Source organism: Kiloniella sp. (genome assembly GCF_048270245.1).
GTDB lineage: Bacteria > Pseudomonadota > Alphaproteobacteria > Kiloniellales > Kiloniellaceae > Kiloniella.
The window spans coordinates 526,429-552,699 of the sequence record NZ_JBLWTH010000001.1; the positions used below are offsets into that span (position 1 = coordinate 526,429).

The window sequence follows — 26,271 nt, forward strand, 5'->3', positions numbered from 1 at the left end:
AGGCCTAAATCATGAAAATTACGGATATTAAAATCACTCATGTAAATGTACCCTTTGATGCACCTTTCTGGTGGACAGCGGGGCTTTACCCCGGCGCATCCAAATCCATCATCGAAGTTTTTACCGACGAAGGTGTTGTTGGGTTGGGGGAAGCGCCCTGGTGGCATTTTGGTGAGGTTATCAAGGAAGAAATTACCCCTGCTCTTATCGGTGCTGATCCATTGGATATTGCTAACTGTGAAGCGCGTTGTGTGCCGCCGTGGCAGATCACGGTAAACACAGGTGAAAATGCTATTTCAATAGCCTTTGGCGCATTGGAACTCGCACTCTGGGATATCCGGGGCAAAGTGATGAACATGCCGCTCTATAAACTACTGGGTGGCGCCGTTAGAAAGGAAATTCCCTTCACCGAATACTTTGCTTTTCGACCCAAAAACAACGGTGCAGGTGGGGAGATGACCCCCGAGGCCATTGTTGATTATTGCTTGAGAATGAAAGAGGAACACGGTTCGAGCTATTTCGAGGGTAAGCTTATTTTGGGAGACCCCGAGCTAGAAATCAGAACCGTCCGTTTGTTGCGTGAGGTCCTTGGGGCTGATGCCATGTTGCGTCTTGATTCAAATATGCAGTGGTCTTTAACAACGGCACGTTGGGTTCTGAGAGAACTAGAGCCGTATAACATTCGAAATTACGAAGACCCGGTTGCGACCTTTGAAGAAATGGCCGAACTGCGGAAACACTCGATCATTCCCTTTTCCACGCATGTTCCTGATTTACGGCGGGCTGTGGCCCTTGGCGTCCCGGATTATTTTGTCTGTAATTTTGCTGCGCTTGGTGGCATTGGGAAAACAATGAAGTTCATTGCAGCCTGCGAAGCAATGGGCAAAGGTTTTTGGTGCTACTCAAATGACCTCGGCATTATGACCGCGGCCTATTTACATGTTGTTGCTGCAACACCATGGATTACGGAGCCCTCGCAATCTTTGTTCCGTTGGCAAATTGGCGATGTCATTAAAAACGGTCCCTTCCGTCAGACAAATAATACCATAGCGGTACCGGAAGGATGTGGTTTGGGGGTCGAGCTGGATCCAGAGGCCATGAAATGCTGGCATAATCATTTTGTTGAGCATGGACCTATGAGTCATTTCAACGATCCTGCTAACCCCGGATTATTCCGTCAGTTGCCCCTTAATTAACCAGCTGTGCTCGGTATAAAATCTTCTATCGAGTTTTAGCTTTAGTATAACATTGATGAAAACCTCGGACAGATAAACAGGCAAAGAGCCAGATAAAGAAACTGACCGGAGACAAGAATAAACAGGAGAGATAAATGGCCAGTAATGATCCTTTGTTGCAACCCTATAAACTGAAGCATTTGACAATCAAGAACCGGATCATGACCACAAGCCATGAACCCGCTTACCCCGAAGACGGGATGCCCAAGGACCGTTACCGTGCCTATCATGAAGAGCGGGCAAAAGCTGGGGTTGGTATGACCATGACTGCGGGGTCTGCCGCCGTATCCCGTGATAGCCCCCCAGTGTTCAATAATGTGTTGGCCTACAAGGACGAGGTTGTGCCTTGGATGAAGAAAGTTACGGATGCATGTCATGAACATGGGTGTGCCGTGATGATCCAGTTGACCCACCTGGGGCGTAGAACAGGCTGGAACAAAGGGGACTGGTTACCTGCCGTCTCGCCGTCACACCACCGCGAAGCGTCGCATCGTGCTTTCCCGAAGCAGATGGAAGACTGGGATATTCTTCGAATTATTGAGGATTATGCCGATGCGGCGGAGCGCATGAAAGCTGCTGGGCTGGATGGTATTGAACTGGAAGCCTATGGGCATTTGATGGATCAGTTCTGGTCGCCGCGAACCAACACATTGGATGGTGAGTATGGCGGGTCGCTGGAAAACAGAATGCGGTTTTCGTTAAATGTGCTTGAAGCTATTCGAAAGCGTGTTGGTGACAAGTTTATTGTTGGTATTCGTTATACTGCCGATGAAGCGGACAAGGATGGAATTTCTGCTGCAGATGGCATTGAAATTTCAAAGCGTTTACAGCGTTCTGGAATGGTCGATTTTCTCAACGTCATTCGTGGGCATATTGATACAGATCCCGGTTTAACAGATGTTATCCCTGTGCAGGGAATGAAATCTGCGCCTCATCTGGATTTCGCCGGAGAAGTGAAAAAAACCACAGGCATGCCAACCTTTCATGCAGCCCGTATTCCCGATGTTGCGACAGCGCGTTATGCGGTTGCCGAAGGGCTTCTGGATATGGTCGGTATGACCAGGGCGCACATGGCTGATCCGCATATTGTGAGAAAAATTATGGCGGGGCGTGAAGACGATATCCGTCCTTGTGTTGGCGCAACTTATTGTCTGGATCGCATTTATCAGGGGGGTGATGCCTTGTGCATACACAATGCGGCAACGGGGCGAGAGCTGACAATGCCGCACGACATTCCTGCCGCGGACGAGAAACGTAAAGTTGTCATTGTTGGGGCTGGACCTGCCGGGCTGGAAGCCGCGCGAGTATCTTCTGAACGCGGGCATGACGTTGTTGTCTTCGAAGCAGCCCCGGAACCGGGGGGGCAAATTCGTTTATCTGCGCAAAGCCAACGGCGGGCCGAGATGATTTTGATCATTGATTGGCGTATGGCACAGTGTACTGCGCGGGGCGTTGAGTTTCGGTTTAATACCTGGGCAGAAGCTGCTGATATTGAGGCGGAAAATCCGGATGTCGTTATTATTGCAACGGGTGGCTTGCCCCACACTGAAGTTTTGGAAAATGGCAATGAGTTGGTGGCTTCCAGCTGGGATATCATTGCTGGTGATGTCAAACCGGGTCAGGACGTTCTGGTTTACGACGACGCGGGGGATCATGCCGGGCTGCAGGCCGCTGAAATTATTGCAAATACAGGTGCAAAGGTCGAGATTATGACGCCGGACCGTAGTTTTGCCCCTGATGTCATGGCTATGAATTTGGTTCCTTACATGCGTTCAATACAGGAAAAAGATGTGACCTTTACTGTTACCTATCGACTGAAAGATGTTGAGCGGGATGGAAATCGACTCCGGGCTAAAATTGGCACTGATTATAGTGATCTGATCAAAGAAAAAAGCTACGATCAGATTGTGATCAATCACGGTACGATTCCGATGGATGAAATCTATTTTGATCTCAAACCGATGTCTTTGAATCTTGGTGAATTGGATCACAAAGCCTTTGTTGATGGGCACCCACAAAGAATTACCACGAATGCTGATGGTAAGTTTCAGCTTTTCAGAATTGGAGATGCCGTTGCCGCCCGAAATACCCACGCGGCAATCTACGACGCGCTTAGGCTTGCAAAAGATTTATAAAAACCGTTCCTTAAATTAGGGATCTACAGACTTATCCTGTTTGAGCTTCTCGTGAATAACATTCTGAGCTGATTCTAGATGTTTTACGAGAAGCTCTTTTGCTTTGTCTCCATCGCGTGCACTACAGGCTGAGATCAGGAGTTGATGCTCTGCATTACTGCGCGTTTGAGAGGACGGCTCTTTTAAGCTTAATCTCAAATAGCGTTCGGATGTGGTAAAAAGAATGGCTTGGAATTTGTACCCGATAGTTTCTTTGGCCCCGGATAGAATGATTTCGTGAAACTGACGGTTAAGTTCGCCCAACTCTTTTTGGTTCGTTGATTGGGCTTCACGGGTGATCAGATTTTGCGCGTCCGATAAATCTTCATTCGTGAGGTTTGGGATCGAGAGCTGTAGAAGATGTGGTTCGATTACTTTTCTAAGTTCAAAAATTTCAATCATTTCCCGAATTGAACCGGGAAGGACCCGTGCCCCTCTGTTTCGCTCAAAGCTGATAAGGTTTTCACCTTCCAATGTTCGGAGTGCTTCTCGGACTGGAATTTTACTGACACCCATTGCATCTGCGGCTGTATCTTGTCGGACAAGGCTGTGTGGTGGAAGGGTACCAGAGATAATTGCTTCGCGCAGAACGTTAGCAACAAAGACAGGGGTTGATACCTGCTCGTCAGTAAAGCGAGAGACGATACTTTTTAGGGCACTGTGATCGCTGATCATAAGGGGCTTATCTGGCCTTATCGTTGGTGATATGCAGAGAACTTTGCCGTTCATACACGGAAGACAAAGCTGGAGCTACTTTAGCCCATGTAATAGTCAAGCCCCAAGAAGGTAATGCTTAAAAATTTCAACATGAGAACTTTAGGGGGATTGAGGCACTTTTTTTCGATAGATACCCATTCCAATCAAACAGCCTGTAATGATAATGGCAGCACCGATTCCTGTGGACCAGCTAAGACTTTCGCCAAAGAGAAAGAATCCCAAAAGCGCAGAGAAAAGTATTGAGCTATATGTTAGCGGCGTTAGCAAAACCACATTCGCTTTTCTAAAAGCAAATAGGTTGAGGGTTTGCCCCAAAATGGCAATGGGTCCCATTAAAAGAACGGGCCACCAATTTTCCAGACCATGCCACTGTCCCCAAGTCAAAGTAGGAATGAGTAACAAGAGGCTAGCCAGTCCGTTCACGTATAGCAAAGTTACAGGAATGGCTTCTCTTTCACTGACGAATTTGATGACGATGATTTCAATGGCCATGCAGCAAGCGGCAAGGAGTGCAATGAGAGCTGCAGGACTAAAAAAGGCACTTTGACCACCGTTAGAACTATTAGATGCAACAAGACTTGCCCCAAAAATGGTAATGATAATTGACGCCCAGTGACGAGGTAGAACACGTTCACCTAGAATAATGCCTGCTAAAATAAGGACGATGGCTCCGTTAGAAAAGCTGATGGTTATGACATCTGCAAGTGGGATCAGGGATGCGGCAATGACTACGCAAGCTACGGAACCAATACCAGCAATTGAACGTCCAATATGGAGAAACCCCAAACTGCTTTTTAGGCTGTTTCCTTTGTAGTGCCATCGCCATACGGTAGGGAGCAGAAAAATCAGCCCACCTGTATAGCGGATAAAAACAATCTGGAACCAAGGTAGATCTGTGCCTGAACCTTTGGGCAGCGTAAACATGGCCGAGAAAAGAAAGGCGGCAAACAATACGGCGAACATTGCCTGAAAATTTGTTTTATTCTGCTCTGTGTACGCAAACATTTTCTGCCTGTAGATCGTTAGTTGGCCGTATTTCTATAAATAGGTCTATTCATTAATGTATGATATGAAAAAAAATGTAATTTTGATATGCGTAAATGAATAGGGGCGTAAATGTTTAAGTCGCCATATGATTGGGATGATATCAGGGTTTTTCTTTCAGTCTATGAAAGGAGATCTTTTTCTGCAGCAGCACGAGAGTTAGGCATGAGCCAACCAACCGTCGGGCGCAGAATAAAATCGTTGGAAAATGGACTGAAGAATCGCCTCTTCGAGAGATTGTCAGAAGGACTATCCCCAACGGAAGCCGGTGTGATGCTGGCTTCAAAGGCCTTTCCCATGGCTGAAGCGGCTGAAACGTTGGATCGTCAAAGCACACTTTTGGCAGCAGATTCTGTTGGAACGGTCAGAGTCTCGATGAATGAACAGACGGGAATGTTACTGGCCAAATATGTTCATCGGATAAGAAAAGCCTTGCCTAGAATTGAGCTTGAATTGATTACTACGCATGTAGAGGCAAGTCTGTCGCGACGAGAAGCCGATTTGGTAATCCGTTTTTGTAAGCCCAAACAGGGAAACCTTTTCACACAAAAATTAAGCGATATGCCGTTTGCTGTTTTTACATCAAAGAACAGTGACATCGCCCCCTTATCGCAAGGGAGTGATCTAGAGGATTGGCTTGGACAGAAAAATTTACCTTGGATCGGATGGGACGAAGAACACAGTTATCAACCGGATGCGACATGGATGCGATCAACGCTTCAAACGGTTGTGCCGACTATTCGAATTAGTAATGCGATGATGATGCAAATGGTTCTACGAGAGAACTTGGGCGTTGGATTATTGCCTTCTGCCGCGGGAGACCATGATCCTCAACTGAAAAGATTAACACCGGATATTCCTGGGTTGATTTCGAACCTTCATTTAATCGTACACGGTGATTTACGTTTTGTACCTGCTATCAGATCTGTGATGAACGAGCTATTGACAATTTTCAGGATAATACAGACGTCACACTAACTGTCGTACACATTTTGATGAAATTCATAAATGGGTCATTTATTTTTCATGTGATTGATATTTCCCCGCCCTATCAATTGTTTGTCTATTAACGCTTGATAATCAATTTTGGCGACCAAACACATAGTTGATCACAAGGGCTATTAATAATGGTGCAAAAACCAGTTCATGTTCTTTTTTTAAGCACAGAGAATTCAGCGAGAAGTCTGATCGGGGAAACGCTTTTGCGGGACTTTGGGGGTGGCCGTGTTCGGTCTTTTAGTGCTGGAATGGAACCGAATGGTCAAATGATACCGATGGTCGAGCAGCTTCTCAAAGCCAAGGGATATGACACAGCAGGGCTTTTCTCAAAAACTCATAAGTTATTTATGGAAGATGGGGCCCCGGATATTGACCTTGTCATCAGTATTAGCGCGCCAGATGAAAATCAGCCTGTTTTGGGGCCTTTGGGTGCTTTGCGGGTTCATTGGCAAATGCCGAGTTTACATACTCTGAAAACATCATCTAATCAAAAAATGTTTATCAAAGCTATTTATAAGCAATTGGAAGATTCAATATGCCAAGCGCTGCAACCATCTTGGGGTGGCTTGTCAGTACACGATATTCAACGTCTTTTTGAAAGGGTTGGGCCTGTGCCGCTGAGGAGTGTAAAACCCGATGAAACGATTTTTCCTGAATATTATTTCAATGACATTTTCGGCACAGAATTGGCGTTAACCTAAAACAACTTTTAAATTTCAGCGGTCAGGCCTCTGTCAGAAAGCTCTCTTATAAGCACGGTATATTTTCGTTGTTTAATGAGGGACTCATGTTTAAGTGCCGTTCTGTATTTTCTTATATATCTTTATCTGTTTCAGAAGGTGAAGATGGTAAGTTGATTGATATTCGCCCAAGCAAACTGATTAAGTTTGTATCTTTCGCGTCATTTATTTTTTTCAATCTTGCATCATCGGCTGTGGCTGATGATCAAGTTGCGGCAGGCAGTGACAAGTCTAGTGACTTTGTTGATGCCGCGCTAAGTGACTGGGATTTTTCTATTGGTGCAGGGGTCGGGTTTGGGCCTGACTATGAAGGCTCTGATGAATATGGTGTGGGGGCGATGCCTATACTCGAAGCCTCTTGGTTAGATGATACGCTCTTCATTTCGCTTGATCGCGGTATTGGGGCGACATTCCTGCGGTCAGAACATTTTTCAGGGGGCGTTTCCCTGAACTATGACTGGGGGAGAGATGAGGGCGATAATTCGGCCCTGAAGGGGCTAGGTGATGTCGAAGCTGGTCTCGTGGGGACTGCTTTTGCTGAACTTGATTTGGGAATGTACGCATTGGGTTTAGACATAACCCAGGATCTAAGCGGAGAAGACAAAGGTCTTCTTGCCAGCCTGAATGCTGAATATCGACATAGTTTTCTTGATGAACGCCTTTGGATTTCAGCGGGCCCGTCTGTTAGTTGGGCATCAGAAGATTATATGCAGTCTTATTTTGGCGTGAATAGCAAGCAAGCTTCCAGAAGCAAGTATAACCAACATGATGCTGATGCAGGTTTAAAGGATGTCGGCTTTAACTTGGGGGCAACGTATAGCTTTGACGAAAACTGGGCAATGAACGGGTCGTTAGGTTATGCGCGTTTGTTGGGGGATGCTGCTGATAGTCCTTTTGTCGAAAGTGAAAACCAATTCTTTGGTGGTCTTGCGATTACGTATAGTTTTTAACACGCGTTAAGTGTTCTGCCAGGCTTTTCCAATCCGCCAACTGTCCCGGGAGCCTTTATGATTAAGTCTTCCGGGAACTTTTTAGAAACAAAAGTTCTGTCCTAATATTCTTGTGCTATACTCAAAATACAGCAGAACACGAGGAGGATTATAAATGCTATTTTCCGGTGATTTCAGCGCCGCAACTTATCAAAATGATAGCGGTTCTGGTTCTGGCCAAGCGGGAGGATCTTCTGGGGGAGCTTCCGGTGGTGCGGTTAAAGACATTCTTGCGGATAAAGGCGGGGACATTCACACGATTACGACGAAGCATACCGTTCAAGAAGTCATTGATATGCTCAATTCTTTTAAGATCGGGGCTTTGGTTGTTGCTGATGATGACAATCGTCCTGTCGGTATTGTGTCTGAACGCGATGTTGTGGTCGGGATCGGGCAAAAAGGGAAAGACCTTTTTGCCGACAAAATTGATACGATTATGACGGCTAATCCTATTTGTTGTGCGCCAGATGCAAGAGTACATGATGTCATGCAAAAAATGACTGATGGTCGCTTCCGTCATATGCCGGTTGTTTCAGAAGGCAAGTTGTGTGGGATGATCTCAATCGGTGATGTGGTGCGTAAACGTCTTTTGGAATTAGAGTATGAGAATAAACAGATGATGGCCTATATGTCAGGCTAAGCCTGTACCGTATTCAATAGGTGACAGGATAATCTTTTGTGAATAAGCGGCGGACTCTGAAATTGAGCCCACCGCTTTGTTGTTTTATAACCTGTTTTATCTTGAGGTTATTTCTTCTGGCAATAATTCCGGATCTTGGAATTTCTATTGCGGCATGTCTTGGGTATGTACCCAAATCAACCCGCCTTCTTCTACCTGTGCTTCTGTACCATCGGGTGCTGGTAATGTTTTTCCGTTATCCAGAAGAGCAGCAAATCCCCACCACCCGGCTTTTGGCATTGCATAGTGAAAAACACCATTTTTGTCGGCCCGTACAACTTGGGTGATAAAAGGCGTCGCTGGGATAGCGACCTGTCCTTCTCCTCGATATTCAATCTCGATCGTCGCATGTGGTTCAGGCTGCCCATTGTTGAGCACTTGCCCTGTAAACAAATTATTTGTCCATAGGCCATAAGGTCTGCTCAATGGAATAATTTCGACGGGCAATCCAATGGGATCTTCCCAGCCGTTTTCCAAGCCATAGGCGTTTACCACTACTTTTGTGTAGTGGATAATCATGGCTTGTTCTTCTGGTTCCCAATAGGGTTTGGGGACGAGGTAGAAACTATAGTCCCCGGCACGTTTTATTTTGTGGTTTGCAACATAGGATGTCGCATTTGCAGGGTTAAGTTTTCCCTCGATCGTTGTGGATTGAAGGGCTGCTGTTAAATCGTACTTTTCCCCCGCGACTTGAACTCCAAATAAATCTGGCTGTTCCATTTCCATCAGTGGTGTCCCTTCCATCGGATGGGTGAACCGGATATCGAATGAAAAGTCACTCTCAGCACTTTTAGTTATTAGGGAAGATGAAGGGATAAGCTCTATGAAATGTGCTGAGGCCTGTTGAGAAGAAAATATTGTTAAGAAAATAGTTAAGAGGAAAGCCCACGATGATTGTGAGATTTTTTTATGTTTCATTTGCAAAAGCATGATACGCGCCTTGTCTAAAAAAGTTATGACAATGGCAGTGCGAGTTTAGACACTGATCCCATGATCAGCTTAGAACCGCGCCTTGCCAGTATCGACAGGCACGTCACTCGACGGAAAACCGCCCTAATGAACACCCCGTTCATCAGACAGGTGACGTTAAATCGGCAGGTCTCCTGGCTTACAACGTAAGAGCATTGTCCCTTCCCGATGCGTTCCAGAAATTAAAAATTCTGGAAAGTACCAGTGGTAATAACAAGCTTTAAGTCGTTTACAGTTGCGGGGGCAGCCACGGTTCAAGATCCCCTGATGGGTAGATCCTTCCGTGTTCCCTATTATTTCCGGATCAAATTTTCACCCGAAAAACCGATTCCGAGGCAGTGTGTCTTTTTCAAGAGGACAGATCAATTTAATTGTACATAGTGATCACAAATGAAATTCTTCTATCTTGAATTATTTAAGCTTAAATTTTTCCGCCAGTCATTTTACTGTCCGAAAGAAGTGCTCTTGTTTGAATAGAAGCGAGATCACGTGCCCAGCTATCTGGCGCGTCGGGAAACAGGCTGTAGAATCCGATGTATCCTGTGTAATCAATCACGGCGTAATTACGCGCGGTCTCTTGGGATAGGTTAGAGGATTTTTGATACATTTCTGTTAATAAATTGATCCGAATTTCATCAACCTTTGAGACAACTTCTTTGACCTGATCATCTGCCTGTGCCCATGCGCGAACGGCAAGATCAACAGCAAGGTCTTTTTCAAACGCGAGGTTAAAAAGCATTTCATATTGGGCTTCGGGATCTTCTACATCTCTTATTTCGTCAAATATATCTTGTGTGTAGTCCTTTTCCCAAAAGGCTAGCAAGTCCTGTTTGAAGGCAGAGAAGCTTTTGAAGTGATGGTAAAAGCTGCCTTTGGTCAGACGTAGTTTCTGGCATAAGCGCGGTATCGTAAGTGCTTGAAAACCTTCTTTTGATAGGGTTTCCATCGCGGCATTAAGCCAGTTTTGGCCACTGGGCATCATTTGTACTCTCATTGAACTCATTCAAAGACATACTCATAAGTATGCTGGCCGCCATGAAATGCCAAGTAAATAACCTTCAAAAATTACACGAAAATTATTTTGAAATTATATAGGTCGTTTCAACCTTTTGGAATCTTGGACTTGCAGGATTTTTGTTCTCCGCATAAACTCGCGCCATGCATGGTTCCCCATGGATGAAGTCGTCCGGGGATTAAAAGGGAACACGGAGGGATCTACCCATCAGGGGGTCTTGAACCGTGGCTGCCCCCGCAACTGTAAACGGTGAGTTCTTACCAAGAATAACCACTGGTATGGCCGAAAGGTTTTTGTGCCGGGAAGGTTTGGTGATTGAGCAACGATCCGTGAGCCAGGAGACCTGCCGGCATAATGTCACTAGACCAAAGGGCGGGGAGCACCATTGGTGACGGACATCCGTTTGTGGCGTGCCTTTGAGCCAAGCTGCTGGAATAAGCTTAAGTAGGGATGCCTGTTTATGCTTTGACGAGATGTCTGATGTCTTTCTCGGATTCCAATCAGCTTATTTTAGGAACGTTGTCTTCAATGGATTGCATTGAAGGTAGGGGATTTTTGAACGCGATGAAAAAAGTACTTCTTTGTGGAACCGTTGTTTGTAGTGTCGTTTTTGGCGGGCTAGCAACTTTTATGTCTGGTGCGCAAGCACACTTCCAATTGGTTTATACGCCAGAGACTATGCTTGAAAAGGGGGGAGAAATAACATTAAAAATGCCATTCACACACCCTGCTGAATCAGGCCATGTAATGGAAATGGGAACACCAGAAGAGTTTTACGTTATTCGTAAAGGCAAAAAGAAAGACCTGATGGATAGCTTGAAAGTTATCGAGTGGACCAGTAGCGAAAATACAGGAAAAGCCTATGAAGCTTCTGTGAAGTTACGCGGTCTTGGCGACAACGTTTTTGTCTTAAACCCAGCACCTTTTTACGAAGCAAGTGAAGATATATTTATTCAACAAATTACAAAATCGTATGTGAACGTTGGTGATCTTCCAACTGACTGGGCTGAACCTCAGGAATTGAAAACTGAAATCCGCCCCCTGACAAAGCCTTATAACGTTATTGAGGGGGGGACATTTTCCGGGGTTGTTTTATCCGAGGGAAAACCAGTTCCATTTGCTGAGATTGAAGTTGAGTATCTCAACTATCCTGCAGATCCTGAAAATAATCGCTTTGCCAGTGAAGCCCGGATTTCGTCACCTGCACACGCAATTTTAGCGGATGCGTCTGGTACTTTTACTTTCGGTATTCCCGAAGAGGGATTCTGGGGCTTTGCAGCTCTTGGCGTTGGGCCGGATAAAGAGCACGAAGGTAAAGAGCTTTCTCAGGATGCTGTGATTTGGATTCAAGCCCGAGATATTGATTAAGGATAAATAACGATGCACATCGTTGATGGTGCCTTATCAAATCCAGTTCTCATCGGCGGTGGCGTTATTGCCGCCGCTGGTGTGGCCTATAGTTTGAAAAAGCTGGAACCGGAAGATTTGCCCCGTGTCGGGGTATTATCGGCTGTCTTTTTCGTAGTCTCTTTGATTCACGTCCCGCTCGGTTTTTCCTCAGTTCATCTAATCTTGAACGGCCTGTTGGGCATTATTCTGGGATGGGCAGCTTTCCCCGCACTTGTTGTTGCCTTGTTATTACAAGCTGTTTTCTTTGGTTTTGGGGGGCTGACAGTACTGGGCGTCAATGCAGTAAATATTGCTTTTCCCGCTGTGATGGTTTTCTTTATCTGTCGGTGGGGTATTACTGCTCAACAACAAAATTTGGCCAAACTTGTGGCTGATGCGTTGTTTGCTATCTTCTTTGTCTTATCTATCTGGGCCAGTGTTTCTCTTTACGAAACCTATCAGGTCGAAGGGGCAACATGGCGTGTTTCAGTAAATAGTATCTCTTTGGCACTTTTTGCTGTGGTGATGATTTACGGATACATCCTTTACCGCCGGAAAATTCTTTCTGTTGCTGGTTTCTGGGGGTTTCTGGGCGGATCTCTATCCATCTTTTTTACGGCGATTATGGTTGCGATTTCCCTCGCCTTATCTGGAGATGAATTCGCGAAAGCTGCCGAGTTTGTCATCGTCGCACACTTCCCTGTAATGGCAGTGGAAGGCATCTTAACAGCCGCGACTATTCAATTAATTACAAAGGTTAAACCGGAGCTGATCAATGCTGTACGGTAAATTAAAATTTGCAGCATTTTTGCTCGCATCTCTTCTTACGCTCGGCGTTTATTCGAATGCTTGGGCACACAAAGTTATTTCAGCCGCTTATCCTGATGGAAATATCATCGAAGGTGAAATTGGGTTTTCCAATGGGGATATGGCAAAAAACCTTCTTGTTGAAGTTTTTGATTCGGAAGATAACAAGCTGGGTGAGACAACAACGGACGAAGAAGGATTTTTTGTCTTCACGGCGACAAAAAAGGTCGACCATATTTTTCGTGCGAATTTGAGCGCGGGACATATTGCTACACTCACTGTAACTGCAGAAGAGTTGCCTGATGATCTCGAAGGAAGAAGCGTTCCTGAGACATCATCGAGTCAGGAAGTTGTCTCTTCTGATAATGATATCACAGCTCAGCCCATTGTCTCTGACACAGGTGGCAATCTTGTGGTGATTGATCAGGTTGCTCTCGAAAAGCTTGTCTCAAAAACCTCGAAAGAAGTTCGGTCTTTGCGAAAAGAGCTGGCGCAATACAAAGAAGAACGTCGCATGCAGGATATCCTGGGGGGTAGTGGTTATATCCTTGGAATCTTTGGTATAGCATCTTTCCTTCTCGGTCGCAGGCAGACCAAGAAGAACGATATGGCTAAGGGCGCGTAATATGACACAGGTACTGGGCGAAGTTTCGCAATCTTGGGCCGTTAAAAATGATCAGAGCCGATCTGAAGCATTTTTAAAAAGCCTAGACCCGCGTGTTCGCCTTGTTTCTTGTGTGCTGCTCGCCTTTCTTATTTCGGCAATGCATGATCTGGGTGCTCTGACCCTTGCTCTTGGTGTTGGGTTAGGGCTTTCTCTGTCATCACGTTTGCCGTTATGGACAACTGTCCGAAAGGTTATTGTTGTCGACTCATTCATTGTGGTTTTGATGCTGACACTCCCCTTTACAATGGAGGGGGAGGCCCTTTTCTCTGTCTGGGGGTGGGATGCCAGTAAAGAAGGCCTTTACCGTGCGGCAGAGGTTGGATTGAAGGCGAACGCCATACTCTTTTCCCTGATGGGATTGGTGGGAATTATGGAGCCATCGGTTCTGGGGCACGCACTTTATCGTCTTAAAGTTCCGGCAAAGTTGGTCCATCTATTCCTTTTCACTGTGCGCTATATTGATGTTTTCTATAAAGAATACAAAACCATGCGCATGGCGATGAAAGCCCGTGGTTTTGTTCCCCGGACGAATATACATACACTGCGTTCCATTGGATATTTGATCGGCATGATGTTGGTTAGAAGTCTCGAGAGATCTGACCGGATTATGGAAGCAATGAAATGTCGAGGCTTCGACGGGCGATTCCATATTTTGAATAATATGAAGATAGAAACGCGCGACCGTATTTTTTCAGTTTGTGCGGCTGTTGTTATTTTAGGCCTGTTGGCTGTGGAGTATTTTTGATGGCGTCGCTGATTTCGCTACGTGGTCTGCATTTTTCCTACTCAAGTGGATTGGATGTTCTCAAGGGCGTGGATTTTGAACTCAACGCCGGGGATCGTGTGGCTTTAACTGGCAGCAATGGTGCTGGTAAGAGTACCCTTCTTCGCTTGATAAACGGTTTGGAAACACCCAATAGCGGTGAAATTCATGCTTTTGGGGCTGTGCGACAACAGGAAAAGGATTTCCGTGACGTCCGAGTGCGTGCCGGATTGGTTTTCCAAGATCCTGATGATCAGCTTTTTTGCCCAACGGTTGCCGAAGACCTAGCTTTTGGCCCCTTGAATTTAGGCAAGTCATCCGAAGAAGTTGCTGAAATCGTCGGACGTACCCTTGAGCTTTTAAGATTAGAACATCTGGCCGATAGAATTACGCATAAATTATCTGGTGGCCAAAAAAGGCTTGTTGCCTTGGCAACAGTTATGGCGTTAGAGCCGGAAGTCCTTTTACTTGATGAGCCGACAAATGATCTGGATCGGGATACGAAACAACATCTGATTTCGTTGCTGACAGAGCTTCCGCAAGCCATGATCATTGTATCGCACAACCACCATTTTCTGAACAGGGTGGCAACCCGACAGGTCGAACTGTCTGATGGCGTTATTATGGAGCAGGCCGCGTAATCTTATTAGCTCGGCTAATTACGGCCATAAATATACCCACACTCTGTCATTATTGATTGTTAGATTCTGCGTTAAGGCTAGAAAACGGATGGAATCGGCTAGACTTTTCCGTTGTTTTACTTAAGAGATAATACCTTGCGTCGTAAAAATTTTGGGTAATAAAAAATCGTTGGCGGCACAAAGTTATAATTAACTTTTAACCAGTTATGTCGTAGGATAAGAAAAGCTTCCCAGCGACTAATCTGTTATAAGAGAAAGGCAGTCGGTTGTTTTCGACGTCCTCAAGGTACCGTTTCTTTCAAAAGAACTTCCAAAACTTCGTTATTGTCGCTTCTATTTTCTGTATATCGATACTGTCGAATATCAGTTTGGCCCAAGATACGCCTGTGTTTCGAATTGGAACCGGGGCGACAATAGGAAATTATTTCCCGTTGGGTGGCATTATCGCCAGTTCTATCAGCAAGCCAGTGGGGTCTCGCGCCTGTGAAAAAGGTGGTAGTTGCGGTGTTGATGGCCTTCTGTCTGTGAGTGTCTCAACGCAAGGGTCTGTTTCTAACGTGATTGGTATTTCTAATGGCACGCTTGAGGGGGGCTTTGCGCAAGCTGATGTTGTCTTCTGGGCATTGCGGGGCGAGCATGTTTTTCGCACTCGTGGTGCTATTGGCAACCTTAGAAGTGTTGCGAACCTATATCCGGAAGCAATGCATCTTGTGGTTGGTATCAATAGTGGTATTCGATCTCTTGAAGATCTTGAAAAGAAAAAAATCTCTATTGGACCAGCAGGTTCTGGTACCAATGCTGCGGCGCAGTTACTCTTGGAAACCCGGGGTGTCAGGGTTTCGAAAGAAAATATGTTCACTTTGTCAGACAGTGAATCATACGAAGCCATTACCAGCGGTGAAATTGATGCCTTTTTCATGATTGCGGGGGCGCCAGCAAGATTGGTCACGGTTCTGACTGATCGACACAAAGCAAAACTTTTGTCTCTCAGTCAAACAGACGTTGAAATCCTGCAAGAAATATATCCTTTCTTTTCTGGGGGGACGATTGGTGTTGGTACCTACAAAAATACATCTGATACACTGGCTCTGATGGTTCCGGCCCAGTTCTTGGTACGAGATGACTTGGATAACGATCTGGTTTATGGCATCACCAAGGCGTTGTGGCATGAAACCACCGCAGAAAATCTGACAAAAGGGCACGCACTTGGTCAGTATATAACCCGGGAAACCGCGTTGGATGGTTTGATCTTACCCCTGCACCCTGGGGCTGAACGATTTTACCGTGAAATTGGCATGATCCCGGAAGTAGAAGAAACCTTTATGGATGAAGACCTCGAAGAAGATCAGGGTGTGTCCGAAGACGGTGATCAGGTCGTGATTGATGATGAAATATCAAATGAAATTAATTCTACTGACACTGAAGAAGGTGTTGAAGAGTAGTTTGATGGTTCTAACGCTTTGACGCGCCAACCCAAAGCTCAATAGCTAGCATCGATACGGATTTCTCTATGCTCAAATTTATTTTCCACGCCCATCTTTCAGAATAACCTTGTCATCGTATTATATTGTTTTGAGCCTAAAAAAGACTGTGCACTGTACTTATCAGGTTGTAACATCAGCAGCATTCATTTCTATGTGGGCACTGTCTTGTTTCTCACGATCTGGTAATTTGTAGGAAAAACATGAGTTTTCAACTAATTGATTCTGCTCCAAAGCAGGCTATACCTTTAATCTTTTTAAACAAAAAACAATTTGATGAGCAGCTTCAAGAAAATGCCAAGGGCATATCATGGATGACTGCAAACGGGTTTAAAGCTGATGAGGGGGCGACCTGTTCACTACCGGATCAGAATGATGGTGTTAAAGCCACCGTTGTCGGGATTGGAGATCAGGATGTTCCCGGTCTATGGACGGCTGCGGGGTTAAGTCAAAATCTTCCAGAGGGCACTTATTACCTCAAAGATGACCTTTCTCGGGAAGCTGCAACACAGGTTGCTCTGGGATGGGCAATTGGGACGTACCGGTTCACACGCTACAAGAAGAGCAACAAGATTCAAGCGACACTTGTTTGGCCAAAAGGCGCGGATCAAACACAGGTTCACGCCCTTGCAAGTGGTGTCCACCTGACACGTGATTTGATTAATACGCCGAGTAATGACATGGGGCCAGAAGAGCTTGCTACCGCAGCTTCACAATTGGCTGGTGAATACGAAGCCGATTGTAATGTCATCGTCGGTGACAAGCTTATCGAAGCTAACTATCCGGCGATTTACGAAGTTGGTAAGGCTTCTGTCCGTGCCCCCCGATTGATCGATTTCAGATGGGGAGATGCGGGGCCCAAAATTACACTTGTGGGCAAGGGTGTTTGTTTTGATACCGGTGGTCTGGATCTCAAATCAGCGGCTGGTATGTTACTCATGAAAAAGGATATGGGCGGTGCTGCTCATGTACTGGGGATTGCTGCGGCAATAATGCAAAGTAACCTGCCTTGCCAGCTACGTGTCCTTATTCCTGCTGTTGAAAATGCCGTTTCCGGAAATGCATTCAGACCATCCGATATCATCAAAACCCGTAAAGGTCTTACTGTCGAAATCGGGAATACAGATGCCGAAGGTCGCCTGGTTCTGTGTGATGCCCTTGCCGAAGCAAGCCGGGCCAAACCGGATCTGATTATTGATTTTGCGACGTTAACGGGTGCTGCGCGTGTTGCCTTGGGTACCGATTTACCCGCTATGTTCTGTAATGATGACGAGACAGCAGAGAAGCTGCGTCAACATTCCATAACGACAGGTGATGAAGTTTGGCGCATGCCGTTGTACCAACCCTATCGAAAAATGCTGGATAGCAAGATTGCTGATCTGAACAATATATCTGGTGGGCCGTATGCCGGCGCGATCACGGCAGCGTTGTATTTGCAGGAATTTGTTGAGAAAGATATTCCGTGGGCGCATTTTGACGTCATGGCTTATAACAATTCGTCTTCGCCAGGGAAGCCAGAAGGTGGTGAAGCTCTTGGCCTGAGAGCTGTTTATTCCATGGTTAAAGAAATGGTTGGACAATAAGGTTTTACTTTCCCGGATCTACCGAAAAACTTAATGGACTGCTTTTTTGCATTTCAGGGTTGTCCATAGAGATTGGGAAAATTCTCTTATTTTATGCTAATGTTCTTTTGAATTTGGTTTTAATAACTGTCTTACAGATGGAGTATGACAATGTTCAATAAAATCCTTTGTGCGGTTGATGGTTCCGAGCACAGTATGCGGGCCGTTCAAAAAGCCGCCGCCCTGGCCCTTAAGTTTGAAGGTGAACTTGTTTTTTTGACAGTTGCAAAAGCTGTCAAAATGAACGAAGGGTTGCGCCGCTTTATGGAGGTTGAACATGTTTCTGGTCAGGACGCACAATATGTTCTTGATTCCTTTAGCCAAGAAGTTCTCAACGAAGCAAAAGAAATTGCCAAAAAAGTTGGTGTTGAGAATATCAAGACTGAAGTAAAAGTTGGCCCACCTGCGAGATCGATTGTTGAATTTGCTGACAAAAACAAAGTCGATGCAATTGTAATGGGAAGCCGTGGTCACGGTGATTTGGAATCACTTCTTCTGGGATCTGTTTCTCATAAAGTGGCAAGTTTGAGTAAAGTTACCTGTGTTACCGTTCGGTAATATATAGCTGTTTGGCTTATATTGGCTTTATTGTTTGTGCCGAAAAATTGCATGAGTTTTTAAGCCGACTTGAGCAAAAAAGTTAAACGGCTTTGGTGCTCCTGTAACGTATTGAAGGAATATCTTGAGTTTAGTCCTGTTTGTGTTCTAGAATCATTGCGATTGCGGAACGTTTGGGATTGATCGTGGATATACCAGCGAAACAGGCTTTAGAATTATGGCGAGGCGTTATGGTCACAGCTCTGCAAAAAGGGCTACCGGATCTGACGTCTCGCCAATTTACTTTATTGCTTCATGTATACCTCAAAGATCAGGCACATACAGTTCGTGGGTTGGCAGAAGAGCTGAATATGTCAAAACCAGCCGTGACGCGTGCTCTTGATCGTTTAGGGAAGTATGATTTTGTTCGCCGAAAAACGGATGAGAATGATCGCCGCTCGATCCTTGTGCAACGAACAATCAAAGGTTCCGTCTATTTACGAGAATTTGCTGATATGGTCGAACAATATGCCGAAGAAGTCTAAGTCCCATCGCACCTGAACCCCTCAAGTTTCAGTAGGGGATTTCCAGTCATTCAATATTTGTGAATTTGGTGTTTCATGGAATACATCATGACAGGCTTAATAGCCTCGTTTCATATCGACAACATTTAATAGCTCTTCTCCGCTTTCAAAGCGCCGGATACCATCGGCTACATTTCGGGCGCTAGAGCTTGGGTGTGTTGTACTGGCAGCATGCGGCGTAATCGTGATTTTGGGATGATCCCAAAAGGGATGGCTTTGATCCAGTGGTTCGGACTTGAACACATCGAGTGTTGCCTCGGACAGATGACCTGAATCCAGTGCTTCTATCAAGTCTTCTTCAACCAGATGGCCGCCTCTTGCCGCATTGATAACGCTTGCTTCTTTGGGAAGCATGGCAAAAAGATCTTTATTGAGAATATCTTCTGTTTCGTAAGTCAGAGGCAGCAGGCAGACCAATATTTCGGTTGTTTTTAGAAAGTCTTCAAGCTGATCTGCACCCGCATAGGTTTTTATGCCTGGTCGTTCCCGGTGGGTCCGGCTCCACCCTGCTACATCAAAACCGAGATAGCTTAGCTTACCTGCGACATCTGAACCCAAGACTCCCATACCCATGATCCCAACCCGCCTATCCCAGGTTACTGGCGGGACATGCAACGTCCACTCCTTACGGTTCTGCTGTTCGCGATACAGGCGCATACTTTTGTGGTGATTGAGGACCGCCATGACAACATATTCTGTCATGCCTGACGTCAAAGACGAATCAACCATTCGCACAACTGGGACGTTTTCGGGTAAATCCGGGTCCGAGGCCAGATGGTCTATCCCGGCACCCAGGGAAAAAATAACTTTCAAGTTGGGTAGGGATTTGAGCAGTCCCTTGGGGGGCTGCCAGACAAGGGCGTACTCTATGTCTTCTTTATTTCCAATCTCTGGCAACAGACGCATATCGAGATCAGGAATTTCATCGCGCAGATATTTACGCCACAAATCCAACTTGTCCGTTTCAGAAATAAAAAGAAGTGCCATCAAGTGCCCCTAATGATCGGTCATCGAATAGACAGTGTAGGGGATGCAGGAAAGGTCTGGCAATCCGGCAACAAAAGTTTTTTATTTCGCAGTGGTTTATCTTCAGAAATTGTTTTTCTAGATCTCTGTAGATTCTGGCGAGTTTAATGTGTGTGGTGAAGCTTTTTAAGCGCTTATCGCGTCTTGGTTTACAACTTCCAGATCAAAAGCCGCTTTGATCAAGGCTTGAGTATAGGCAGTTTTCGGAGCTTCAAAGATTTCTTTGGCTGTCCCTGTTTCAACTGCCTTGCCGTCTTTCATGACGATGACATTATCCGCCAATGTACGAACCACCTTCAGGTCGTGGCTTATGAAAAGATAGGTGAGTTTATGTTTGACTTGCAAGTCACGAAGTAAATCGACGATCTGGGCCTGAACTGACATATCGAGCGCCGAAGTTGGTTCGTCCAGCACCAGAAAACGGGGCTTTAAAACCATGGCACGGGCAATGGCAACTCTTTGGCGCTGTCCGCCTGAAAACTCATGCGGATAACGATGGCGGTTTTCCGGATTAAGGCCAACCTCGTTTAAGGCCTCTATAATCAGTGTTTCTCTTTCTTTGGCATTGCCACCTAGTCCGTGAACCTTGAGGCCTTCTTCGATGATCTGCCCTATCGATAGACGAGGACTGAGTGATCCATAAGGGTCCTGGAAAACAATTTGCATTTCTTGCCGAAGTGATCTGAGTTGCGATCCTTTGGTGTTGGCAATGGATTTCCCGTCAAAACGGATTGCACCTTTACTTGATATCAAACGCAAGAGGGCGAGGCCCAGGGTTGTCTTTCCCGATCCTGATTCGCCGACAATGCCAATTGTATGGCCCTGTTGCAGGGTGAGGGATATGCCATCAACGGCCTTGATATGACTAACGGTTCTACGCAGCAAGCCTCGCTTAACCGGGAAGTGAACCTTGATGTCTTCACAGGCCATTATTACTGGCGCATCAGAATTGGTTTCGACAGGTTTTCCCTGAGGTTCGGCCGCGAGTAACTTTTGAGTGTAAGGGTGCTCTGGTTGCGAGAAGACTTTTTCAGTCGGCCCCTGTTCGACAATCTGGCCCTCTGTCATGACGCAAACGCGATCGGCCATCTTTCTGACAATGCCAAGATCGTGTGTGATCAGAAGAATAGACATGCCAAGCTTTTCCTGAAGCTCTTTCAACAGTTCAAGAATTTGTGCTTGGATAGTAACGTCCAGTGCTGTCGTTGGTTCATCCGCGATCAAAAGGTCCGGCTCATTGGCGAGCGCCATGGCAATCATGACACGTTGTCGCTGTCCACCAGACAGTTCGTGTGGGTAGGATTTCAGGCGACCAGCAGGATCTTTAATGCCGACCAGCTTTAAAAGTTCGAGAGTACGTTTCCGTGCTTCGATCTTGCTCATGCCTTTATGCACAAAAAGGACTTCGTTGATTTGCTTTTCGATCGTATGTAGCGGGTTCAATGATGTCATGGGTTCTTGAAAGATGATCGAAATCTTATTCCCACGGATATCCCGCATGGTAGCATCATTGGCACCTATGATTTCCTTACCTCTGTACTTTATCGAGCTTCCTTGTGGGTGGTGTGCTTGTGGGTAAGGCAGTAGCTGCAAAATAGATAGGGCGCTGACAGATTTTCCTGATCCGGACTCTCCAACTAGAGCAACTGTTTGCCCCTCCATCAGCTTGTAGGTAATACCCGCGACGGCATCGACAGTCTCTTCTTCGCCACGAAACTGGACCGAAAGACTGGTGATATCCAAAAGAGCTTGCTCTTCTTTAGTGGAATGGTCGACGAGAACACTCATGAGCGACCTCCGTTAAAAAGCTTTCTGGGGTCAAAGGCATCACGGACTGCTTCACCAATAAACACCAAAAGGCTGAGCATTACCGCGAGGGAAACAAAGGCTGTTAATCCTAACCACGGTGCTTGAAGGTTTGCTTTACCTTGAGCAAGAAGCTCACCGAGTGATGCTGATCCTGCGGGAAGCCCCAGGCCGAGAAAATCAAGAGAGGTCAGCCCCGTAATTGCTGCCGTTAACGTGAAGGGGAGAAAGGTAAGCGTTGCGACAATCGCATTAGGGAGAATATGGCGATACATGATCATTCTATCACTAACCCCTAATGCTTTGGCTGATCTGATATAATCATAGTTTCGAACCTTTAGGAACTCAGCCCTGACGACACCGACAAAGCCGACCCAACTAAAGAGCATGAGGATGCCCAGAAGCGTCCAGAAACTTGGTACGAGAACGGAACTGACAATAATGAGGATATAGAGGGTTGGTAGGCCACTCCATATTTCAATAAAACGCTGCGCAACGAGATCAAGCACACCACCAAAATAACCTTGGATTGCACCGGCTGTCACACCGATAACGGCGCTGATTGCTGTTAATAACAGGCCAAATAAAATTGATATTCTCATACCATAGAGCAGACGGGCGACAACATCCCGCGCCTGATCATCTGTGCCAAGCCAATGATCAAAATCGGGTGGTGTGGGGGCTGGCGCAGGCAGCTTATAGGCAACAGTTTTATAATTGTATTGAATTAACGGCCAGATCATCCATCCCTTTGCCGAAATCAAATTTTGGACATAAGGATCGTGATAATCTGTTTCTGTTTTGAATTCTCCGCCGAAGTGAGTTTCTGGTAGAGCTTGCACAATCGGAAAGTATGCTTGGTCGTCATAAAAAACGACAATAGGTTTATCATTGGCAATGACTTCGGCGAGCAGGCTCAGGCCGAAAAGAACAATAAAAATCCAAAGAGACCAGTATCCCCGGCGATTTTTTTTGAAGTTTTGTAACCGCCGCTGATTCATCGGGGCGAGTGTCACGCCGAATAGTTTTTGTGTATCACCTCTCATAGATCAACCCTCCCGACTTTCAAAGTCAATTCTGGGATCGACAAGCATGTAGGCAAGATCACCAATGATGTTCATAAGAAGTCCAACAAGAGTGAAGAAGTAAAGAGTGCCAAAAATAATAGGGTAATCACGATTGAATACGGCTTCAAAGCCCAAGCGCCCAAGACCATCGAGTGAGAAAATAACCTCTATCAATACTGATCCCGTAAAAAGAACGCCGATGAAGCTGGCGGGGAAGGCTGCGATGACGATGAGCATGGCATTTCGGAATACGTGACCGTAAAGCACGCGACTTTCTGTCAGGCCTTTTGCCCGTGCTGTTGTGACGTATTGCTGCCCAATCTGATCCAAAAAAGAATTTTTGGTCAGCATTGTTAAGCTCGCGAAACCGCCGATCACCATCGCTGTGACGGGTAAAATGATGTGGTGTAGATAGTCGAGTATTTTATTGGGGGTCGATAGCTCATCCCAGTTATCGGATGTTAGTCCGCTAAGAGGGAAAATTGTGAGATAGCTGCCCCCGGCAAACACGACGAGCAGGAGAACGGCAAAGATAAATCCAGGGATGGCATACCCAACGATAATGATGCCACTGGTCCATATATCAAAAGAAGATCCATCGCGAATGGCCTTCTTTATGCCAAGGGGAATAGAGATCAAATAAACAAGTAGTGTGGTCCAGAGTCCCAGAGAAATAGAAACAGGCATTTTGTCGATAACAAGGTCAATAACTTGTCGATCCCGAAAGAAACTTTCACCAAAATCGAAGGTTAAATAGTTACCCATCATGACGATAAACTGTTCATGTAGTGGCTTATCCAGACCAAATTGAACTTCAAGCTCTTTGATAAGTTCTGGGTCGAGTCCTTGTGCGCCTTTATACTTGCTGGTGTTCGATGCTTCTATATCACTGACCGGGGCCAGATCATCTTTGTTCTGAGTTATACGTTCTGATATCTCCGCGCCTTGCCCTGACAGTTTGGCGAGAACCTGTTCCACAGGGCCGCCCGGGGCAAGCTGAATGATGGCAAAATTTAAAACCATGATCCCAAGAAGTGTCGGGATCATTAGTAAAAGTCTGCGAACAATATAGGCTAGCATCAGATTTGTCCCCTGTTGCGTCGACGTCTTCGAATGAACCAGCGGCTAATAAGCAACAAGCTGATACCGAGCGCATAGGGGCGCCAGTTATCTTTTTTAAAAAAAGCGTCAGGATCGGCAAAGATCTGAAAGGTGAAAAAGTCTTTTAGTGTTTCCGGATTAAGGCCCAGATTTTCAAAGCTGTTCAAAAAGGTATCAACAATTAATGGGTCAAAAAATGGCTCGCTATTTTCTGACAATTCAGCAACTGGTGTTTCATCTGTTTTTGTCGTGTCAACTTCTTGGGTAAGCTCGTTCTTTGACATTGATTCTATCAATGCAGCTTCTTTATCGCTATCAAACCACCAATAAGACGTGCTGGTTCCACGCCAAGGCGTAACTTTGGGGCGTGAAAATTTATCCCAGTAAAGCACACGATCATCTTCGGTATGGAACTGTGGAATAACATAATAACCCCAGAGTAACACTCGGTCTAATGCGCGGACGGTTGCAACCAATTCTTCTCGATTATCGACATTGGCAATGGCTTCTACTAGCTCATCGATAACAGGATCTTTTACGCCTGCAAAGTTGCCACTTCCCTTTTTATCTGCGGTTTCACTCGTCCAGAAACCGCGTTGTTCTGTACCGGGTGTGATGCTGGCAGAAAGTTTAATAATGACAATGTCATAGTCAAAGTCTCTGATACGGTTGATGTATTGGGATCTATCAACAAGGCGAATTCGGGCATCAATACCAAGCTTGCTTAAGCTTGTCACAAAGGGAAGTATCGTTCTTTCCATACCTTTGGATGAAACAAGCATCTCAAAAGACATTTGCTCCCCGGTTTTTTCGTTCACCAATTTCAGATCTTTCACGACCCAGCCTGCATCGGCAAGAAGCTCGAAAGCTTTGCGATAATTGTGTCGTGGCCAACCACTTCCATCAGATGTAGGGACATGAAATGCTTCTGTAAAAAGGCTGTCAGGTACTTTCCCGCGATATTTTTCGAGTATTTCTAACTCGCGACCCTTGGGAACTCCTGTTGAGGATAACTCAGAGTTGCCAAAGAAGTTGGTTGTGCGTGTCAATAGCCCAAAGGATAAATTTTTATTTGTCCATTCAAAGTCATAGACATATCCGATGGCTTCTCTGACTTTTGGGTCCTTGAAAATATCTCGCCGCGTGTTGTAGAAAAAACCCTGAATTCCTTGGGGACGTTTGTGTGGGATTGATTCTTTTTTTAGCCATCCTTTTGTAATGGCAGGGACATCATAATCCTGTGCCCAGGCACTGGATGAGCGTTCGTTCCGATAATCTATTTCGCCTGATTTGATCGCAAGCTTGATGACATCGTCATCATGGTAGTAGGTGGTTTTTATCTTATCGAAATTATCTTGCCCTTTGTTTACAGGCAGATCTTTTCCCCAGTAGTCCTTAACTTTTTCCTGAACAACATAACGACCAGCTTCAAAGTCCGTTACTTTGTAAGGACCACTTCCCAAAGGAGGTTCCAGTGTGCTTTTAGAGAAATCTCTGCTTTCCCAGTAATGTTTGGCAAAAATCGGCAATGATCCGGCACGAATGGGGAATTCTTTGTTACCTGGTTCGTCTGAAATGAACTTAACCTGATTATCCCCGACCTTTTCGACATTCTTCAAGATTGCGTAATAGTTTTTTACGTAAGGTCCGGCATCATTACGTATAGTTTCCCAAGAAAAAATAACATCGTCGACGGTTATGGGTACGCCGTCGTGCCATCTGGCTTCCGGACGCAGTGTGAAGATGACCCACGATCTATCTTCGGGCCATTCAAGGCTTTCGGCAATCAGCCCATATTCACTGGCGGCTTCATCGGCACTTGCTGTCAGAAGAGTTTCCGGGGTAAAGCCCGGACCGGGAACACCTTTGATGATATAGGGGTTGAAGCTGTCAAAGGTGCCTTCGCTGGCAATACGAATTTCGCCGCCTTTGGGTGCATCAGGATTGACATAATTAAAATGAGTGAAGTTAGCGGGGTAACCCGGTTCGCCATGAATTGCGATGCCGTGGGATTTTGTCGTTTGTGCGGTAACTGAAAACGGCAAGAAGACGCAGAGGACAAAGTTGGCCAGAAAGAGTGCGCGCATCGTCTTGTCATAACCCCCGAAATGTTTGTTTAAAGGGCAAAGGCCCCTAGGTGGATAGTCTGAGGTGTTTTGATTTTATGATCAAGGACTTCGTTAACCATTTTTCGCACCTCAACCAAAACTGAATGAGGA

24 protein-coding genes and 2 riboswitches are annotated in these 26,271 nt (G+C 45.7%); of the genes, 15 read left to right on the top strand and 9 right to left on the bottom strand.

Annotated features, from left to right (window positions below; all coding sequences use genetic code 11):
* Positions 1-11: 11 nt before the first annotated feature.
* Together ACN0W5_RS02445 and ACN0W5_RS02450 are read left to right on the top strand one after the other, a co-directional pair.
* Positions 12-1,196 (top strand): mandelate racemase/muconate lactonizing enzyme family protein, encoded by a 1,185-nt coding sequence (locus tag ACN0W5_RS02445; RefSeq protein WP_417452666.1) that lies wholly within the window; start codon positions 12-14, stop codon positions 1,194-1,196.
* Between the two features lie 134 nt (positions 1,197-1,330).
* Positions 1,331-3,370 carry an FAD-dependent oxidoreductase gene (locus ACN0W5_RS02450; RefSeq protein ID WP_417452667.1) on the top strand — a complete coding sequence of 680 codons (2,040 nt, stop codon included), beginning with the start codon at positions 1,331-1,333 and terminating at the stop codon, positions 3,368-3,370.
* Between the two features lie 15 nt (positions 3,371-3,385).
* Here the strand turns inward: ACN0W5_RS02450 and ACN0W5_RS02455 are convergent, their stop codons facing one another.
* Positions 3,386-4,084, bottom strand: coding sequence for a GntR family transcriptional regulator (locus tag ACN0W5_RS02455; RefSeq protein ID WP_417452668.1), 699 nt, complete (start codon positions 4,082-4,084; stop codon positions 3,386-3,388).
* 141 nt (positions 4,085-4,225) lie between these two features.
* Positions 4,226-5,131 (bottom strand): DMT family transporter, encoded by a 906-nt coding sequence (locus ACN0W5_RS02460; protein ID WP_417452669.1) that lies wholly within the window; start codon positions 5,129-5,131, stop codon positions 4,226-4,228.
* A gap of 111 nt (positions 5,132-5,242) precedes the next feature.
* Between ACN0W5_RS02460 and ACN0W5_RS02465 the strand changes: the two genes are divergently transcribed.
* The 4 genes from ACN0W5_RS02465 (at position 5,243) to ACN0W5_RS02480 (ending at position 8,538) form a co-directional block, all read left to right on the top strand.
* Positions 5,243-6,148, top strand: coding sequence for a LysR family transcriptional regulator (locus tag ACN0W5_RS02465; RefSeq protein WP_417452670.1), 906 nt, complete (start codon positions 5,243-5,245; stop codon positions 6,146-6,148).
* Positions 6,149-6,297: 149 nt separating this feature from the next.
* Positions 6,298-6,870: a hypothetical protein gene (locus tag ACN0W5_RS02470; RefSeq protein ID WP_417452671.1), complete on the top strand. Its 573-nt coding sequence runs from the start codon at positions 6,298-6,300 to the stop codon at positions 6,868-6,870.
* Positions 6,871-6,956: 86 nt separating this feature from the next.
* Positions 6,957-7,859, top strand: a complete 903-nt coding sequence (locus ACN0W5_RS02475) for a MipA/OmpV family protein (RefSeq protein WP_417452672.1) — start codon at positions 6,957-6,959, stop codon at positions 7,857-7,859.
* A 154-nt stretch (positions 7,860-8,013) separates the two neighbouring features.
* Positions 8,014-8,538 carry a CBS domain-containing protein gene (locus tag ACN0W5_RS02480; RefSeq protein WP_417452673.1) on the top strand — a complete coding sequence of 175 codons (525 nt, stop codon included), beginning with the start codon at positions 8,014-8,016 and terminating at the stop codon, positions 8,536-8,538.
* A 144-nt stretch (positions 8,539-8,682) separates the two neighbouring features.
* On the opposite strand, the gene ACN0W5_RS02485 is transcribed toward ACN0W5_RS02480, so the two are convergent.
* Entirely contained in the window at positions 8,683-9,507 is an 825-nt protein-coding gene (locus ACN0W5_RS02485; protein WP_417452674.1) for a DUF4198 domain-containing protein, read from the bottom strand.
* A 145-nt stretch (positions 9,508-9,652) separates the two neighbouring features.
* A riboswitch (cobalamin riboswitch) is annotated at positions 9,653-9,890 on the bottom strand.
* A gap of 77 nt (positions 9,891-9,967) precedes the next feature.
* Positions 9,968-10,528, bottom strand: a complete 561-nt coding sequence (locus ACN0W5_RS02490; protein WP_417452675.1) for a TetR/AcrR family transcriptional regulator — start codon at positions 10,526-10,528, stop codon at positions 9,968-9,970.
* A 164-nt stretch (positions 10,529-10,692) separates the two neighbouring features.
* A riboswitch (cobalamin riboswitch) is annotated at positions 10,693-10,927 on the top strand.
* Positions 10,928-11,125: 198 nt separating this feature from the next.
* Here ACN0W5_RS02490 and ACN0W5_RS02495 point away from each other — a divergent pair.
* From ACN0W5_RS02495 to ACN0W5_RS02535, 9 genes are all read left to right on the top strand, one after another.
* Positions 11,126-11,929: a DUF4198 domain-containing protein gene (locus ACN0W5_RS02495; protein ID WP_417452676.1), complete on the top strand. Its 804-nt coding sequence runs from the start codon at positions 11,126-11,128 to the stop codon at positions 11,927-11,929.
* Between the two features lie 12 nt (positions 11,930-11,941).
* Entirely contained in the window at positions 11,942-12,739 is a 798-nt protein-coding gene (gene cbiM / locus ACN0W5_RS02500) for a cobalt transporter CbiM (protein WP_299378667.1), read from the top strand.
* Positions 12,726-13,382 (top strand): cobalt ABC transporter permease, encoded by a 657-nt coding sequence (locus ACN0W5_RS02505; protein ID WP_417452677.1) that lies wholly within the window; start codon positions 12,726-12,728, stop codon positions 13,380-13,382. The genes cbiM and ACN0W5_RS02505 overlap by 14 nt, the downstream gene beginning before the upstream one ends.
* 1 nt (position 13,383) lies before the next feature.
* Positions 13,384-14,169 carry a cobalt ECF transporter T component CbiQ gene (cbiQ, locus tag ACN0W5_RS02510; protein ID WP_417452678.1) on the top strand — a complete coding sequence of 262 codons (786 nt, stop codon included), beginning with the start codon at positions 13,384-13,386 and terminating at the stop codon, positions 14,167-14,169.
* Entirely contained in the window at positions 14,169-14,828 is a 660-nt protein-coding gene (locus ACN0W5_RS02515) for an energy-coupling factor ABC transporter ATP-binding protein (RefSeq protein ID WP_417452679.1), read from the top strand. The genes cbiQ and ACN0W5_RS02515 overlap by 1 nt, the downstream gene beginning before the upstream one ends.
* A gap of 266 nt (positions 14,829-15,094) precedes the next feature.
* Positions 15,095-16,270, top strand: coding sequence for a TAXI family TRAP transporter solute-binding subunit (locus ACN0W5_RS02520; protein WP_417452680.1), 1,176 nt, complete (start codon positions 15,095-15,097; stop codon positions 16,268-16,270).
* Between the two features lie 242 nt (positions 16,271-16,512).
* Positions 16,513-17,892 carry a leucyl aminopeptidase family protein gene (locus ACN0W5_RS02525; RefSeq protein ID WP_417452681.1) on the top strand — a complete coding sequence of 460 codons (1,380 nt, stop codon included), beginning with the start codon at positions 16,513-16,515 and terminating at the stop codon, positions 17,890-17,892.
* A 150-nt stretch (positions 17,893-18,042) separates the two neighbouring features.
* Complete coding sequence (locus ACN0W5_RS02530; RefSeq protein ID WP_299378679.1) at positions 18,043-18,489, top strand: universal stress protein; 447 nt, start codon at positions 18,043-18,045, stop codon at positions 18,487-18,489.
* A 185-nt stretch (positions 18,490-18,674) separates the two neighbouring features.
* Positions 18,675-19,013, top strand: a complete 339-nt coding sequence (locus ACN0W5_RS02535; RefSeq protein WP_417452682.1) for a MarR family winged helix-turn-helix transcriptional regulator — start codon at positions 18,675-18,677, stop codon at positions 19,011-19,013.
* Between the two features lie 96 nt (positions 19,014-19,109).
* Here ACN0W5_RS02535 and ACN0W5_RS02540 read toward each other — a convergent pair whose 3' ends face one another.
* The 5 genes from ACN0W5_RS02540 to ACN0W5_RS02560 all read right to left on the bottom strand — a co-directional run bounded on the left by ACN0W5_RS02540 (position 19,110) and on the right by ACN0W5_RS02560 (position 26,139).
* Entirely contained in the window at positions 19,110-20,039 is a 930-nt protein-coding gene (locus ACN0W5_RS02540; RefSeq protein ID WP_417452683.1) for a 2-hydroxyacid dehydrogenase, read from the bottom strand.
* A 165-nt stretch (positions 20,040-20,204) separates the two neighbouring features.
* The gene (locus ACN0W5_RS02545) at positions 20,205-21,866 is read right to left on the bottom strand and encodes an ABC transporter ATP-binding protein (RefSeq protein WP_417452684.1); all 1,662 of its coding nucleotides are present in this window, start codon (positions 21,864-21,866) and stop codon (positions 20,205-20,207) included.
* Positions 21,863-22,930 (bottom strand): ABC transporter permease, encoded by a 1,068-nt coding sequence (locus tag ACN0W5_RS02550; protein WP_417452685.1) that lies wholly within the window; start codon positions 22,928-22,930, stop codon positions 21,863-21,865. The genes ACN0W5_RS02545 and ACN0W5_RS02550 overlap by 4 nt, the downstream gene beginning before the upstream one ends.
* 3 nt (positions 22,931-22,933) lie before the next feature.
* Complete coding sequence (locus ACN0W5_RS02555) at positions 22,934-24,031, bottom strand: microcin C ABC transporter permease YejB (RefSeq protein ID WP_417452686.1); 1,098 nt, start codon at positions 24,029-24,031, stop codon at positions 22,934-22,936.
* Positions 24,031-26,139: an extracellular solute-binding protein gene (locus tag ACN0W5_RS02560; RefSeq protein ID WP_417452687.1), complete on the bottom strand. Its 2,109-nt coding sequence runs from the start codon at positions 26,137-26,139 to the stop codon at positions 24,031-24,033. The genes ACN0W5_RS02555 and ACN0W5_RS02560 overlap by 1 nt, the downstream gene beginning before the upstream one ends.
* Positions 26,140-26,271 lie beyond the last annotated feature (132 nt).

Bases quoted from the DNA above. Each gene is read 5' to 3' on its own strand.
- ACN0W5_RS02530 (WP_299378679.1), top strand. From the start codon at position 18,043: ATGTTCAATAAAATCCTTTGTGCGGTTGATGGTTCCGAGCACAGTATG.
- ACN0W5_RS02545 (WP_417452684.1), bottom strand. From the start codon at position 21,866: ATGAGTGTTCTCGTCGACCATTCCACTAAAGAAGAGCAAGCTCTTTTG.
- ACN0W5_RS02560 (WP_417452687.1), bottom strand. From the start codon at position 26,139: ATGCGCGCACTCTTTCTGGCCAACTTTGTCCTCTGCGTCTTCTTGCCG.
- ACN0W5_RS02550 (WP_417452685.1), bottom strand. From the start codon at position 22,930: ATGAGAGGTGATACACAAAAACTATTCGGCGTGACACTCGCCCCGATG.
- ACN0W5_RS02555 (WP_417452686.1), bottom strand. From the start codon at position 24,031: ATGCTAGCCTATATTGTTCGCAGACTTTTACTAATGATCCCGACACTT.
- cbiM (WP_299378667.1), top strand. From the start codon at position 11,942: ATGCACATCGTTGATGGTGCCTTATCAAATCCAGTTCTCATCGGCGGT.
- ACN0W5_RS02490 (WP_417452675.1), bottom strand. From the start codon at position 10,528: ATGATGCCCAGTGGCCAAAACTGGCTTAATGCCGCGATGGAAACCCTA.
- ACN0W5_RS02470 (WP_417452671.1), top strand. From the start codon at position 6,298: ATGGTGCAAAAACCAGTTCATGTTCTTTTTTTAAGCACAGAGAATTCA.
- ACN0W5_RS02540 (WP_417452683.1), bottom strand. From the start codon at position 20,039: ATGGCACTTCTTTTTATTTCTGAAACGGACAAGTTGGATTTGTGGCGT.
- ACN0W5_RS02460 (WP_417452669.1), bottom strand. From the start codon at position 5,131: ATGTTTGCGTACACAGAGCAGAATAAAACAAATTTTCAGGCAATGTTC.
- cbiQ (WP_417452678.1), top strand. From the start codon at position 13,384: ATGACACAGGTACTGGGCGAAGTTTCGCAATCTTGGGCCGTTAAAAAT.
- ACN0W5_RS02465 (WP_417452670.1), top strand. From the start codon at position 5,243: ATGTTTAAGTCGCCATATGATTGGGATGATATCAGGGTTTTTCTTTCA.
- ACN0W5_RS02495 (WP_417452676.1), top strand. From the start codon at position 11,126: ATGAAAAAAGTACTTCTTTGTGGAACCGTTGTTTGTAGTGTCGTTTTT.
- ACN0W5_RS02525 (WP_417452681.1), top strand. From the start codon at position 16,513: ATGAGTTTTCAACTAATTGATTCTGCTCCAAAGCAGGCTATACCTTTA.
- ACN0W5_RS02475 (WP_417452672.1), top strand. From the start codon at position 6,957: ATGTTTAAGTGCCGTTCTGTATTTTCTTATATATCTTTATCTGTTTCA.
- ACN0W5_RS02445 (WP_417452666.1), top strand. From the start codon at position 12: ATGAAAATTACGGATATTAAAATCACTCATGTAAATGTACCCTTTGAT.
- ACN0W5_RS02505 (WP_417452677.1), top strand. From the start codon at position 12,726: ATGCTGTACGGTAAATTAAAATTTGCAGCATTTTTGCTCGCATCTCTT.
- ACN0W5_RS02450 (WP_417452667.1), top strand. From the start codon at position 1,331: ATGGCCAGTAATGATCCTTTGTTGCAACCCTATAAACTGAAGCATTTG.
- ACN0W5_RS02485 (WP_417452674.1), bottom strand. From the start codon at position 9,507: ATGCTTTTGCAAATGAAACATAAAAAAATCTCACAATCATCGTGGGCT.
- ACN0W5_RS02455 (WP_417452668.1), bottom strand. From the start codon at position 4,084: ATGATCAGCGATCACAGTGCCCTAAAAAGTATCGTCTCTCGCTTTACT.
- ACN0W5_RS02480 (WP_417452673.1), top strand. From the start codon at position 8,014: ATGCTATTTTCCGGTGATTTCAGCGCCGCAACTTATCAAAATGATAGC.
- ACN0W5_RS02515 (WP_417452679.1), top strand. From the start codon at position 14,169: ATGGCGTCGCTGATTTCGCTACGTGGTCTGCATTTTTCCTACTCAAGT.